Origin of the sequence: Kitasatospora sp. MY 5-36, assembly GCF_001182915.1 — a bacterium.
Taxonomy (GTDB): Bacteria; Actinomycetota; Actinomycetes; order Streptomycetales; family Streptomycetaceae; genus Kitasatospora.
On record NZ_LFVW01000349.1, the window covers coordinates 1 to 12647 of the forward strand.

Here is a 12647-nt window from a genome sequence, read left to right on the forward strand (position 1 = left end):
GCCCCGGCCGCCGAGGCCGCCACCGAGGTCCCGGCCCCGCGCAAGCGCACCCGCACCCGCAAGGCGGCGGCGCCCGCGGAGGCCACCCCGGAGAGCTGACACCCCCGCGTCTCCCCCGAGGGGGCGGGCCAGGCCACCCGGCCCGGCCCGCCCCCTCGGGCGTTGTGCCCGCCTCCTAAGCTCGGGGGCGTCGGGGAGCGCCGACAGGACAGCAGGGAGAGCAGCCCATGAGCACGCCGCCGTTTCTGACGCTGCCCGGGTGCGCGCGGGCCGAGCGGCTGGTGACCGGGCGCGGGGAGTTCGCGGCGCTGCGGGCGGAGCCGGCCGGGCCGGTGCGCGGCTCGGCGCTGCTGGTGCCGGGGTTCACCGGCAGCAAGGAGGACTTCATCGCGCTGCTGGAGCCGCTGGCGGCCGCCGGGTACCGGGTGACGGCCGTGGACCAGCGCGGGCAGTACCAGACCGGCGGTCCGGACGATCCGGCGGCGTACGCCGTCGGGGCGCTCGGCGCGGACGTACGGGCGCTCACCGGGGTGCTGGCGGCCGAGGCCGGGGGCGCCCCGCCGCACCTGCTGGGGCACTCCTTCGGCGGCCAGGTGGTGCGCGAGGCGGTGCTCGCCGCGGCCGCGGAGGGCCCGCTGCCCTGGCGGTCGCTGACCCTGGTGTCCACCGGCCCGGGCGCGATCGACCCGGCCGAGGCGGTCCGCACCGGGCTGCTGCTGGACGCCCTGCGGGGGATGGACCTGGAGCAGATCTGGCAGGTCATGCGGCAGCTGGAGGCGGAGAGCGGGCAGCCGCGGCCGAGCCTGGAGCCGGCCGTCGCGGAGTTCCTGCACCGCCGCTGGCTGGCCAACGTGCCGCGGGCGCTGTCCGTCACCGGCGCTCACCTGGTGGCCGCGCCGGACCGGGTGGCGGAGCTGGCCGCCGCCACCGCCGGGCTGCCGGTGCTGGTGCTGTCCGGGGTGCGGGACCACGCCTGGCCGGTCCCGGAGCAGACCGCGATGGCCGAGCGCCTGGGCGCCCGCCGGGTGGTGGTCGCGGACGCCGGCCACTCCCCCAACGCCGAGCAGCCGGCCGCCACGGCCGGGGCGCTGGCCGCGTTCTGGGCCTGACCGACGCGGTCGGGGCCGCGCCGGTTCCCCCGGTCCGCCGAAAGTGGTCTGTACCACTTCTTCAAGTTCGATCGGCTTCAACACAGGACAAAATTCGTTAGTTACGGTAATCTTTGATTCTGTCCGGGAATCATCGCCGGCCTCCACCGCGGCACCGATCACCCGAAACCTGGACTTTACGGACGGGCAACGGCCCGGTAGCACCGCCACGACACCGTGGTGCACGAGGCACTGGACGCACCAGGCAAGCAGGGGGAGCCCTTGCCGCAGCAGACCGCCACACGCGCGACGACCCGCCCGATCCGGCCTCACCTCCGGATCCGCAAGACCCCGAGAGAGCTGATACCGACTCAGCCGCCCCCGCCCCGCCCCGCGGGGCCAGGAAAGGAGACGCCCATGACGAAGACCATGCGCTTCGAGATCGTCCGACTCGACGAGACCAACGGCTCCGCCGCCGACCGCCAGATCGCCGACGCCGCCACCGTGCGCGAGGTCGTCCAGGCCGCCGCCCGCACCGGCGAGCGCCTGCTCATCCGTCCGTGCCCGACCGTCTGACCCGGCGCGGCGCCTCCGACCGGGAGGCCTCACCCGCCGCCGACGAGCCGGGAGCGTCCGATCCGGACGTTCCGATACCCGACTGACGCCCCGTCACCGCATTCGCCGATGACGGGGCGTCAGTGTTTCCGGGGTCGGCACCCCGGACGTTTGCCGCCGCCCGGGACGGGACATCCCCCAACGGGAACCGCCCGTGCCACGCCCACCCGGCGCCGGTCCGGGCGCCCGCCACCGACAGGTGCCGCCGAGCCCTCCGTACGGGTGATCGTCCTTGACGCGGCGGTCCGGAGGGAGGAGCGTTGACGGCTATGAGGGGCGAGCCCAGCTGCCCGAGGTGCGCCGGTCGGGTCCGCGCCCCCGGTCTGTTCTCAGACACCTGGCAGTGCGACCGGCACGGAGCCGTGCACCCGATGCAGCCCGTGCTGCCCCCGAGTGTGGAGGCCCTCGGCGTCGCCGTCGCCCGCTCCCAGGTCCCGGTCTGGCTGCCCTGGCCGCTCCCGGTCGGCTGGCTCTACACCGGCATCGCCCACGTCGGCGACGACGTCTCGGGCGCCCGGGCCACCGCCGTCGCCTGCTCCGGGCCCGCGCCGCTCGGCGGCTTCGGCGAGCTGGTGCTGGTCGCCGAGGAGCTGGGGGTCGGCCTCGGCGCCCGCTACGCGGGCCTGTCCGGGCCCGACCCGGGCGACTCCGTCGGCCTCTACAAGCCCGCCGACGCCAAACTGCTGGCCGCCGGGCGGCCCACCCCGATGTTCCACGTCCCGGACGCCCCGGCCGACCGCGCGGTGTTCGTCGGCGAGGCCCGCGGGCTCTGGCTCTGGGCGGTCGCCTGGCCCGAGCAGTCCGCGCTGGTGATGTACGACGAGCTGGTGCTGACCGACCTGCGCGAGGCCGGCGCCGAACTGGACCTGCTGCCCTGCGGGGCGCTCTCCCCCCGGCTCCTCGGCTGACGACAGGCCCTAGGCCTATCCTGGGCGGCACCCACGAGCCTCCAGGAGCCCGATCCGTGCGCATCGACCTGCACGCCCACAGCAACGCCTCCGACGGCACCGACAGCCCGGCCGAGCTGGTCGCGGCGGCCGTCGCCGCGGGCCTCGACGTGGTGGCGCTGACCGACCACGACACCGTGGCCGGCCACGCCGAGGCCGCCGGGGCGGTGCGCGCACTGCCCGCGGGCAGCCGGCTGACCGTCGTCCCGGGCGCCGAGCTGTCCTGCGCCGTGGACGGCATCAGCCTGCACCTGCTGGCGTACCTGTTCGACCCGGAGGAGCCGGAGTTCGCGCGCGAGCGGGACCTGGTGCGCACCGACCGGTTCCGGCGCGGGCGGGCGATCGTGGAGCGCTGCCGGGAGCTCGGCGCGCAGATCAGCTGGGAGCAGGTGCGGCGGATCGCCGGGGCCGGCTCGGTCGGCCGGCCGCACATCGCCAGCGCGCTGGTCGAGGCCGGCGTGGTCGCCACCGTCTCGGACGCCTTCACCGCCGACTGGCTGGCCAACGGCGGGCGGGCGGACGTCCGCAAGCACGAGACCGACCCGGTCACGGCGGTCCGGCTGGTCCGGGCGGCCGGCGGGGTGCCGGTGTTCGCCCACCCGGGCGCGGTCAAGCGCGGCCGGACGGTCTCCGACCAGGTGATCGCCGACCTCGCGGCGGCCGGACTGGCCGGGCTGGAGGTCGACCACACCGACCACGACGAGGAGACCAGAGAGCGGCTGCGCGGCCTGGCCGGCGAGCTCGGCCTGCTGGTCACCGGCTCCAGCGACTACCACGGCACCCGCAAGACCGTACGGCTCGGCGAGCACACCACCGACCCGGAGGTGTACGGGGCGCTGCTGGCGCAGGCGACCGGCGCGAAGCCGATCGAGCGCTGAGCGGACGCGAACGAACGCGAACGCCGGGCCAGGGGATCATGAGTCCCTTGGCCCGGCGTTCGGAGTTTCGGAGTACGGCCGGGCGGCGGTCAGTCCAGCCGGACGCCGCGTCGGCCCGGGTCGCGCAGGTCGGCGCCCTGGTCGAGCCAGCGCTCCTGGAGCGCGGCCGCGCCGTGCACCCGCTTCCAGCCCGCCTCGTTGGGCGTCATCGGCAGCAGCGGCAGGAAGCGGACCGGGTCGGCCGGCTCGGCCAGCTCCAGGTCCTCGACCAGGCCGCCCGGTTCGGCCGCGAGCACCGAGGTGAAGGGCGCGCCGTCCCAGAGCGGCGAGCCGAGGTCCAGCGAGCCGCCCGGGGCCACCACCAGGCCCTCGACCTGCGGGGTGGCGGCGAAGGTGGCCAGGGTGCGCAGCACGCTGTCGCGCCCGCCCCGGACCGTCAGCACCAGTTCGACGCGCGGGCCGCGGACCTGGTCGGCGACCGGCGCGGTCGGGTCGGCCATCGGTGCGGCGGACATGCCGAGCGTCGCGTACCGCACCAGGCCCTCGGCGTCCGGGCCGAAGCGCAGCACCTCGATCCGGTCGGCGCCGAGGAAGGTGACCGCGGCGCGGCCGCCCGGTTCGCCGAAGGTGGAGATCAGCCGGGCCTCGACGGCGGCCAGCACCGCCTCCCGGGTGAGCTCCGGGGAGCTGCCGCCGTGGGGGTCGCCGAAGAGCGGGAAGTCGTGCGCCATGCCGGTGAGCGTAACCCCCGGGGGTTCGCGGGCCGCGTGCGGGCGGGCCGGAGGCGGTCGGCGGCGGTGCGGCGGGGCGCCGTGGCGGGGCAACGGCCGGGCGGGGCAAGGATCCCGTAAAGCCTTCGGAAACCTCCGGGAACCCCTCGGCCTCGACGCCCGGTCAGATGTTAGGGTGAGCGACTGGCCACCGGGATCGTTCGTCCCGGGGCGGCGGCGCGAAGGAGGTGGTTGCGGTGGATACCGGCCGACCATGCAGTACCGGCAGCTCTGCCCGGCCCCGACTTCCCCGTACCCCGCGCCCCGCAGGCCCAACCGGCTGAATCAGCCGCGGTAGCCCCGGGCACAGGCCCCACGGCGGACGGACCGGCCGGGAGAGCACTTTCATCCCCCGTTTCACCGGTGTTCTCCGCCGTCGTACCGCGGCCGAACGTTTTTCCTTCCGCGCGGCCGCGCGACGGTTCCTGCCTCTGGGAGCCTGCCATGTCGATGATCAACAGCCTGCGCGCCGCCGTCCGCACCAACCGCCGCCGGGGCGCGGCCGGCGTCTACGCCGTCCTGCCCGAGGACGCCGGTTCGGCGGTCGTGGACTGCGCGGTCTACCAGCACGGCAAGCGCAGGGGCGAGACGTGCAGCCCGCGCGAGGCCGCCCACCGGGTCAAGGCCGCCCACCAACTCCCCGAGGGCGAGGGCTCGTTCAGCTGGATCGGGCTGCACGAGCCGACCGAGGCCGAGTTCGAGGGGATCGCCCAGCGCTTCGGCCTGCACCCGCTCGCGGTCGAGGACGCGGTGCACGCGCACCAGCGGCCCAAGGTCGAGCGCTACGACGACGTGCTGTTCGCCGTCTTCAAGACCATCCGCTACGTCGAGCACGACCAGCTCACGCCCACCAGCGAGGTGGTGGAGACCGGTGAGCTGATGGTCTTCGCCGGCCGGGACTTCGTGATCACCGTCCGGCACGGCGGCCACGGCTCGTTGCAGGAGCTGCGCCACCGGCTGGAGGCCGACGCGGACGAGGCCGGGCTGCTCTCCAAGGGCCCGGCGGCGGTGCTGCACGCGATCGCCGACCACGTCGTGGACAACTACCTGCTGGTCGCCGAGCGGCTCCAGAACGACGTGGACGAGATCGAGTACGGCGTCTTCTCGGCCAAGGGCGGGCGCAGCGCCGACGTCGGCCGGGTCTACCAACTCAAGCGCGAGGTCCTGGAGTTCAAGCGTGCCGTGGCGCCGCTGCTGCGCCCGATGCAGCAGCTGTCCGAGCCGCTCCAGCGGCTGGTCGACCCGGACATCCAGAAGTACTTCCGGGACGTCGCCGACCACCTGGCCCGGGTCGCCGAGCAGGTGCACGGCTTCGACGAGCTGCTGAACTCGCTGCTCCAGGCGAACCTGGCGCAGGTCTCGGTGGCGCAGAACGAGGACATGCGCAAGATCACCGCCTGGGCGGCGATCTTCGCGGTGCCCACCATGATCACCGGCGTCTACGGCATGAACTTCGAGTACATGCCGGAGCTGCACCACAAGTACGGCTACCCGACGGTGCTCGGCGCGATCGTGCTGATCTGCTTCGGGATGTACCGGGGCTTCCGCCGCAACGGCTGGCTCTGACCGCGCCGACGTCGGCACCCGGGCCCCCGCCGAGGGCGGTACCCCCGGCCGGGGCCGGCGGTCAGCGCCGCCCGCCGCGGGCGACCAGGACCAGCCCGAGCAGGATCAGCACCACCGCCGGGTAGGCGGCCGCCGGCGGCCACTGGCCCAGCCAGAGGGCGGCGATCAGCGCCGCGCCCGGCGTCTCCAGCAGGATCGCGGTCGAGGTGACGGACGGCCCGAGGCTGCGCACCACGCGGTTGCTCAGCGAGTGGCCGAGCAGCTGGGCGGCGACCATCAGCAGCACGATCTGCCACCACACCCCGGCCGGCCACCCGGCCAGCGGCGTGCCGGCGACCAGGCAGATCCCCAGCAGCACCACGGCCGTGGTGGCGTAGCAGACCAGGGTGTACGCGGTGGTGCTGACGGTCTTGCGGACCTCGGCGCCCAGCAGCATGTACCCGGCCGCGGCCAGGCCGGCGGCGAGCGCGAGCGCGTCGCCGAGCAGCGCGCGCGGGGAGAGCGAGAGGTCGACGCCGGTCAGCACCAGCACCCCGGCGAAGGCGACGACCGTACCGAGCCAGACCAGCCGCGGCGCCCGGACGCCCATCAGCCGCATCAGCAGGATGGTCCACAGCGGGGTGGTGGTGACCAGGGCGGTGGCCGAGGCCACCGAGGTCATCCGCAGGCTGGGCATCCAGAGCGCGAAGTGCACGGCGAGCAGCGCCCCGGCGGCCACCGCGAGCAGCAGCGCCCGCCGGCCGATCCCGCGCAGTTCGGCGCGGTGGCGCAGCAGCGCGTACGGGCCGAGGACGCCGACCGACATGACGTTGCGCCAGAGGGCGATCGCCAGCGCGGGCGCGGCGGTGGCGCTGATCAGCGGGCCGGACAGCGAGATGCCGCCGATCGAGACGGCGAGCAGCAGCAGGTCGAGGGTGGGCAGCGGGTGCGCCGGCCCCGGGTCGGCGGTCGCGGGGGCGGCGGAGGGGGCGGTCGCGGGCCGGGCGGCGGGCACGGCGCTCCTTGCTGGTCGCGGGGGTGGGGCGGTCATACGGTAAGGCCCGTGGCGGCGCAATGGAACTGTCGCCCGGAGGCTGAGACACCCGGTGGACGCCGAAAGCCGTACGCTGTCCGCCATGGACCGTACGCCCGCCGCCGCGACCGCCGACGACTTCCTCGACCGGGCCCTGCTGGAGGAGGCCGCGAAGAAGTCCGGCCTGCTCTGGGTGCGCGCGGACGGGCAGGAGCAGGCCCGGCCGCTGTGGCACGCCTGGCACGACGGCGCGGTCGTGGTGGTCGGCGGGGGCGCCGAGCAGCCGCTGCACGGCCTGGAGCCCGGCGCCGGGGCCGTGGTCACCGTCCGCAGCAAGGACAAGGGCGGCCGGCTGACCGGCTGGAGCGCCCGGGTGGTCGAACCCGCCCCGGGCAGCGAGGCCTGGCTGGGCGCCGTCGAGGAGCTCAAGGGCAAGCGGCTGAACGCGCCCGACACCGACGCCATCACCGAGCGCTGGGCCCGCGAGTGCCGGGTGCTGCGGCTGGAGCCGACCGGCCCGCTCACCGAGCACCCCGGGGCGATGCCGGACGGCTCGCACGCCGCCCAGCCGATGCCCACCCCGGCCACCACCCGGCTGCCGATCCCGGCCGGCCTGCCCAAACTGCTGTTCAAGCGCCGTTAAAGGTTCACGCCCAGGACGTGTCCGGCGGCTACCGTGCCTCCCGGCCGGGCCCGGAGCACGCGGGTAGCCTTGGCCGCGAGTGCGCCCCCGGCGCACCCGGTACGGCGTCGAGCGAGTCGAGGGAGTCCATGGCAGGGCCAGGCACCCGGGTCTTCATCTCCCATCTGTCCGCCATCGCGGTGTTCGACCCGAACGGCGACCAGGTCGGGCGGGTCCGGGACGTGGTCGTGTCGCTGCGGCTCGGCGGCCGCCCGCCGCGCGTGCTCGGCCTGGTGGTCGAGGTGGTCGGCCGGCGCCGGATCTTCCTGCCGATGACCCGGGTGACCAGCCTGGAGTCCGGCCAGGTGCTCACCACCGGCGTGATCAACCTGCGCCGCTTCGAGCAGCGCCCGTCCGAGACCCTGGTGCTCGCCGAGCTGCTGGACCGCACCGTCACCTGGTCCAAGACCGCCGAGGACGTCACCGTGCTGGACGTCGGCATGGTGCAGACCCGGCTGCGCGAGTGGGAGATCAGCAAGGTCTTCGTCCAGGTCGGCCGGGCCGGCCGGCTGCGCAAGGGCAAGGGCGAGCGGCTCACCCTGGACTGGCAGGACGTCACCGGCTTCTCGCTGCCCGAGCAGGACCAGGGCGCGGCCAACCTGCTCGCCACCTTCGAGCAGCTGCGCCCCGCCGACCTCGCCAGCGTGCTGCACCACCTGTCCGCCAAGCGCCGGGCCGAGGTCGCCGCCGCCCTCGACGACGAGCGGCTGGCCGACGTCCTGGAGGAGCTGCCCGAGGACGACCAGGTCGAGATCATCGGCAAGCTCCAGGAGGAGCGCGCCGCCGACGTCCTGGAGGCGATGGACCCGGACGACGCCGCCGACCTGCTCTCCGAGCTGCCCGGCGACGAGGCCGAGCGGCTGCTCCAGCTGATGGAGCCGGACGAGGCCGCGCCGGTGCGCCGCCTGCTGACGTACGAGGAGGACACCGCCGGCGGTCTGATGACCACCGAGCCGATCGTGCTGGAGCCGGACGCGACGGTCGCCGAGGCGCTGGCCCGGGTCCGGGTCAGCGACCACAAGCCCGCGCTGGCCGCGCAGGTCTTCGTCTGCCGCCCGCCGAACGAGACCCCGACCGGCCGCTACCTGGGCACCGTGCACTTCCAGCGGCTGCTGCGCGAGCCCCCGTACGTCCTGGTCGGCTCGCTGGTCGACGACGACCTGGACCCGCTGCCGCCGGACACCCCGCTGTCGCTGATCACCAGCTACCTGGCGACCTACAACCTGGTCGCCGCGCCGGTCGTCGACGACGCGGACCACCTGCTCGGCGCGGTGACCGTCGACGACGTGCTCGACCACCTGCTGCCGGACGACTGGCGCGACGCCGCGCTGCACGCCCACGACGAGGTCCGCGACGACGAGACGGAAGGGGTGACCGATGGACGGTGACCGCAGCGGACGGTCGGACGACTCCGCACGCCGGCGCCTCCAGGGCGAACTGCGCCAGCTGCGACAGCTGCGCGAGCTGCGCACCCGCGAGGGCGCCCGGGACCGGCGCGCGGAGACCGCGCCGATCACCGGCACCGGCCGCGCCCGGCTCGACCAGCCGCGCACCGCCCGGCCCGGCCTGCTCACGCTGCCCTCCTACGACCCGGAGGCCTTCGGCGTCCTGTCCGAGCGGATCGCCCGCTTCCTCGGCACCGGGCGGTTCATCGTCTGGATGACGGTGGTGGTGGTCGTCTGGATAGCGTGGAACACGCTGCTGCCGATGTCCGTGCGCTTCGACGAGTACCCGTTCATCTTCCTGACCCTGGCGCTGTCCCTGCAGGCCTCGTACGCGGCCCCGCTGATCCTGCTGGCGCAGAACCGGCAGGACAACCGGGACCGCGTCAACATGGAGCAGGACCGCGCCCGCAGCGACCGCAACATCGCCGACACCGAGTACCTGACCCGCGAGGTCGCGGCCCTTCGGCACGGGCTCGGCGAGGTCGCCACCCGGGCCTTCATCACTTCTGAACTGGGCAGCATCCGGTCCGAACTCCAGTCCCTGCTCAAGGAGATCGACGAACGCCGGGAAGCCCCCGAGCCGCTGTGACCCGCGGCACGCTACCGACCGGTTAACGACTTCGCCGGGCGCCGTACCATCAAGGCATGGCCAACGAGACAGAGGTCGCGGCCGGCGTCACGGAGGAGTCCGTACGCCAGGCGCTGGCGACCGTCAACGACCCGGAGATCAACCGCCCGATCACCGAGATCGGCATGGTGAAATCGGTCGGGATCGCCGAGGGCGGCGTGGTGAGCGTCGCGGTCTACCTGACGGTCTCCGGCTGCCCGATGCGCGACACCATCGTCACCCGGGTGCGCGAGGCGGTCGGGAAGGTCCCCGGCGTGACCGGCGTCGAGGTCGAGCTCGACGTGATGAGCGACGAGCAGCGCAAGGAGCTGTCCCAGCTGCTGCGCGGCGGCGCCCCCGAGCGGGAGATCCCGTTCGCCAAGCCGGGCACGCTGACCCGGGTCTACGCCGTCGCCTCCGGCAAGGGCGGCGTCGGCAAGTCCTCGGTGACCGTCAACCTGGCGGCCGCGATGGCCGCCGACGGCCTGAAGGTCGCCGTGGTGGACGCCGACATCTACGGCCACAGCGTGCCGCGCATGCTGGGCGTCGAGGGCCGGCCGACCCAGGTCCAGGACATGATCATGCCGCCGCAGGCGAACGGCGTGAAGGTCATCTCGATCGGCATGTTCACCCCGGGCAACGCCCCGGTGGTCTGGCGCGGCCCGATGCTGCACCGCGCGCTCCAGCAGTTCCTCGCCGACGTGTACTGGGGCGACCTGGACGTGCTGCTGCTGGACCTGCCGCCCGGCACCGGCGACATCGCCATCTCGGTGGCCCAGCTGGTCCCCAACGCGGAGATCCTGATCGTCACCACCCCGCAGATGGCCGCCGCCGAGGTGGCCGAGCGGGCCGGCACCATCGCGGTGCAGACCCACCAGAAGATCGTCGGCGTGATCGAGAACATGTCCGGCATGCCGTGCCCGCACTGCGACGAGATGATCGACGTCTTCGGCACCGGCGGCGGCCAGACCGTCGCGGACGCGCTCACCCGCACCGTCGGCGCGACCGTCCCGGTGCTCGGCTCGATCCCGATCGACGTGCGGCTGCGCGAGGGCGGCGACGACGGCCGCCCGGTCGTGCTCGCCGCGCCCGACTCCCCGGCCGGCGTCGCCCTGCGCGCGGTGGCCGGCAAGCTCGGCGGCCGCCAGCGCGGGCTGTCCGGGATGTCGCTGGGCCTGACGCCCAGGAACAAGTTCTGAGACGGTGACGACGAAGGGCCGGGTGGTCGGACCAGACCACCCGGCCCTTCGCCGTACCGCCGCGGGCCCTACGGCCGGGTGTAGGCGGTCAGGTCCGGGACGGTGGAGAAGCCGAGGCCGTACGCGCTGACGCCGCGGCCGTAGGCGCCGAGCAGGACGCCGGGGGCCTCGCCGGCCAGCACCCAGCCGTACTCGGACTCGCGGTAGCGGAAGGGCTGCGGCAGGCCGTTGACCGGCAGGCTGAGGGTGGACCAGCCCGGGCCGGCCAGGTCGTCGGCGAGGTCCCAGGCGAGGCTGCTCTGCTGGTCCAGCCAGTCCTGGCGCAGCGCCCGGTCCAGCTGCCCGGGCCAGGTGCCGGCGAGCAGGCCGGAGCCGGCCAGCCAGGCGGCGGAGGAGGCGGAGGTCGCCTCCAGGGTGCCGGTGTTGTCGGCGCTGCGGCGGCTGTCCCGGCGGGCCACGGTGACCACGACGGCGAACTTCCGCACGTCGCGCGGCTCGTACCGCTGGGCCGGCTCCTCGCCGTGGCCGAGCGAGCCGTAGTCGACGCTGCCCGCGGTGCGGGGGCCGGCGCCGGCCTGCACCAGGAAGCGACGGCCGGTCCAGCCCTCGTCCAGCCCGTACCAGGGGAAGTCTGCGGACAGGTAGGGCACCAGCGGGTCCGCCGGGCCCGCCTGTCCGCCGACCACCGGGCCGCCGGCCGTGGCCGTCGCCCCTCCCGCCTGACTCGTCGCGTCCATCCCCGGGCCTCCTCAAACACACGTTTGCCTGCCGTGGCGCGCTCCCATGGTGGCGTACCGCGGCGCTCCCCGGGGCCGTTACCGGTCCGCGACGGGGCGCGGTGTGACGGACGGCTCAGCGGGAGCAATCAGCACAATAGCGGCGCACACGCCACCGCCCCGCTCAGCCGGGTGGCCGGGCGGGGCGGTGGCGCGGCGCCGGGGCGCCGTACGCGGGGTCGGTCAGGTGGCGTCGGGGTCGAACGGGGGGCGCTCGCCGGGGGCCAGCGGGGCGCCGGTCGAGGCGGAGGCGGGGGCCGGCGCGGACTTCTCGAAGCTGACGCTGCCGCTGCGGCCGTTGACCGGGGCCGCGGGCTTGTCGTCCAGGACGGAGCGGATGTCCAGCGAGTCCTTCATCCCCTTGAGGCCCAGCGGGTCCTCCTCGCCGCCCATGAGCTGCTTGCGGACGAAGGTCTTGGGGTTCAGGTCCTCGAACTCGAAGTCCTGGAAATCGGGGCCCAGCTCGCTGCGGATGTCCTCCTTCGCGTTGTCGGCGAAGGAACGGATCTTCCGGACGACGTTCATGGTGTCCTGGATCAGCTTCGGCAGTTTGTCCGGACCGAAGATGATGATGGCCATCACGACGAGGGTCAGCACCTCCAGCCCGCTCACGTCGCTGAACACCTTTGGCTCCCTAGCTCGTCGGACGACGGTTCCTACAGGGTAATGGCCACCGGCGAGTCCCTGGTCCACGCTGGGATGAAGCCGTGGTAAAGACCTGCCGGTGGCCGAGGCCGTCCGGACGGGGGATCGAGCGTGCGTCCCGGGTCCGTCGAGGGTTGTTCTAGCGGGTCTGCTGGCGCTGTGCCACGGCGCCCCCGGGGTAGCGCTCCGGGGAGCCCGGCGGGGTCGCGTCGCGGGTCGCGGCGACCGGGCGGCCGGGGAAGTCCACCGGGACCTGGGCGTTCATCGGGACGAGGCCGCCGCCGCGTCCGGTGCCGGAGCCGGGCGGGCTGACGGTGGTGCCGTGGCGCTCCTCGCCCTGCGTGCTGAGCCCGCCGACACCGCCGAGCGTCACCGCGGCGACGGAGAAGGCGCCCGCGGCGGCGAACACCAGCCGGC

General features: G+C 74.5%; 13 protein-coding genes and 1 pseudogene. 9 read left to right on the plus strand and 5 right to left on the minus strand.

The features are described from left to right. Positions 1–227: 227 nt before the first annotated feature. The 4 genes from AE652_RS21830 to AE652_RS21840 all read left to right on the plus strand — a co-directional run bounded on the left by AE652_RS21830 (position 228) and on the right by AE652_RS21840 (position 3528). Entirely contained in the window at positions 228–1109 is an 882-nt protein-coding gene (locus tag AE652_RS21830; RefSeq protein WP_049654106.1) for an alpha/beta fold hydrolase, read from the plus strand. 396 nt (positions 1110–1505) lie between these two features. After that, positions 1506–1664: a hypothetical protein gene (locus AE652_RS46505; protein ID WP_158077673.1), complete on the plus strand. Its 159-nt coding sequence runs from the start codon at positions 1506–1508 to the stop codon at positions 1662–1664. 308 nt (positions 1665–1972) lie between these two features. Then, entirely contained in the window at positions 1973–2611 is a 639-nt protein-coding gene (locus AE652_RS21835) for a DUF6758 family protein (RefSeq protein WP_063780222.1), read from the plus strand. Between the two features lie 56 nt (positions 2612–2667). After that, complete coding sequence (locus AE652_RS21840) at positions 2668–3528, plus strand: PHP domain-containing protein (protein ID WP_049654108.1); 861 nt, start codon at positions 2668–2670, stop codon at positions 3526–3528. Between the two features lie 89 nt (positions 3529–3617). On the opposite strand, the gene AE652_RS21845 is transcribed toward AE652_RS21840, so the two are convergent. Continuing rightward, positions 3618–4259 (minus strand): suppressor of fused domain protein, encoded by a 642-nt coding sequence (locus tag AE652_RS21845; protein ID WP_079271871.1) that lies wholly within the window; start codon positions 4257–4259, stop codon positions 3618–3620. 483 nt (positions 4260–4742) lie between these two features. Between AE652_RS21845 and corA the strand changes: the two genes are divergently transcribed. Next, on the plus strand, positions 4743–5864 hold the full coding sequence (gene corA, locus AE652_RS21850; protein ID WP_049654109.1) for a magnesium/cobalt transporter CorA: 1122 nt from the start codon (positions 4743–4745) through the stop codon (positions 5862–5864). Between the two features lie 61 nt (positions 5865–5925). On the opposite strand, the gene AE652_RS21855 is transcribed toward corA, so the two are convergent. Further along, positions 5926–6894 carry a DMT family transporter gene (locus AE652_RS21855; RefSeq protein WP_049654111.1) on the minus strand — a complete coding sequence of 323 codons (969 nt, stop codon included), beginning with the start codon at positions 6892–6894 and terminating at the stop codon, positions 5926–5928. A gap of 85 nt (positions 6895–6979) precedes the next feature. Here AE652_RS21855 and AE652_RS21860 point away from each other — a divergent pair, with 85 nt between their 5' ends. From AE652_RS21860 to AE652_RS21875, 4 genes are all read left to right on the plus strand, one after another. Continuing rightward, positions 6980–7519 (plus strand): hypothetical protein, encoded by a 540-nt coding sequence (locus tag AE652_RS21860; RefSeq protein WP_049654123.1) that lies wholly within the window; start codon positions 6980–6982, stop codon positions 7517–7519. 128 nt (positions 7520–7647) lie between these two features. Beyond that, a complete protein-coding gene (locus AE652_RS21865; protein WP_049654112.1) occupies positions 7648–8946 on the plus strand; it encodes a magnesium transporter MgtE N-terminal domain-containing protein in 1299 nt (432 codons plus the stop codon). Beyond that, on the plus strand, positions 8936–9592 hold the full coding sequence (locus AE652_RS21870) for a DUF1003 domain-containing protein (RefSeq protein ID WP_079271870.1): 657 nt from the start codon (positions 8936–8938) through the stop codon (positions 9590–9592). The genes AE652_RS21865 and AE652_RS21870 overlap by 11 nt, the downstream gene beginning before the upstream one ends. 56 nt (positions 9593–9648) lie before the next feature. After that, complete coding sequence (locus AE652_RS21875; RefSeq protein WP_049654113.1) at positions 9649–10809, plus strand: Mrp/NBP35 family ATP-binding protein; 1161 nt, start codon at positions 9649–9651, stop codon at positions 10807–10809. A gap of 68 nt (positions 10810–10877) precedes the next feature. On the opposite strand, the gene AE652_RS21880 is transcribed toward AE652_RS21875, so the two are convergent. The 3 genes and pseudogenes from AE652_RS21880 to AE652_RS21890 all read right to left on the minus strand — a co-directional run. Beyond that, entirely contained in the window at positions 10878–11546 is a 669-nt protein-coding gene (locus AE652_RS21880; RefSeq protein ID WP_049654115.1) for a hypothetical protein, read from the minus strand. Positions 11547–11768: 222 nt separating this feature from the next. After that, the gene (locus tag AE652_RS21885; RefSeq protein WP_049654117.1) at positions 11769–12209 is read right to left on the minus strand and encodes a sec-independent translocase; all 441 of its coding nucleotides are present in this window, start codon (positions 12207–12209) and stop codon (positions 11769–11771) included. Between the two features lie 160 nt (positions 12210–12369). Beyond that, positions 12370–12647 (minus strand): annotated as a pseudogene (locus AE652_RS21890) (hypothetical protein); the annotation flags it as partial.

Excerpts from the sequence above, each read along its gene's own strand:
- AE652_RS21830 (WP_049654106.1), top strand. The coding sequence starts at position 228 with ATGAGCACGCCGCCGTTTCTGACGCTGCCCGGGTGCGCGCGGGCCGAG.
- AE652_RS46505 (WP_158077673.1), top strand. The coding sequence starts at position 1,506 with ATGACGAAGACCATGCGCTTCGAGATCGTCCGACTCGACGAGACCAAC.
- AE652_RS21835 (WP_063780222.1), top strand. The coding sequence starts at position 1,973 with ATGAGGGGCGAGCCCAGCTGCCCGAGGTGCGCCGGTCGGGTCCGCGCC.
- AE652_RS21845 (WP_079271871.1), bottom strand. The coding sequence starts at position 4,259 with ATGGCGCACGACTTCCCGCTCTTCGGCGACCCCCACGGCGGCAGCTCC.
- corA (WP_049654109.1), top strand. The coding sequence starts at position 4,743 with ATGTCGATGATCAACAGCCTGCGCGCCGCCGTCCGCACCAACCGCCGC.
- AE652_RS21855 (WP_049654111.1), bottom strand. The coding sequence starts at position 6,894 with ATGACCGCCCCACCCCCGCGACCAGCAAGGAGCGCCGTGCCCGCCGCC.
- AE652_RS21860 (WP_049654123.1), top strand. The coding sequence starts at position 6,980 with ATGGACCGTACGCCCGCCGCCGCGACCGCCGACGACTTCCTCGACCGG.
- AE652_RS21865 (WP_049654112.1), top strand. The coding sequence starts at position 7,648 with ATGGCAGGGCCAGGCACCCGGGTCTTCATCTCCCATCTGTCCGCCATC.
- AE652_RS21870 (WP_079271870.1), top strand. The coding sequence starts at position 8,936 with ATGGACGGTGACCGCAGCGGACGGTCGGACGACTCCGCACGCCGGCGC.
- AE652_RS21875 (WP_049654113.1), top strand. The coding sequence starts at position 9,649 with ATGGCCAACGAGACAGAGGTCGCGGCCGGCGTCACGGAGGAGTCCGTA.
- AE652_RS21880 (WP_049654115.1), bottom strand. The coding sequence starts at position 11,546 with ATGGACGCGACGAGTCAGGCGGGAGGGGCGACGGCCACGGCCGGCGGC.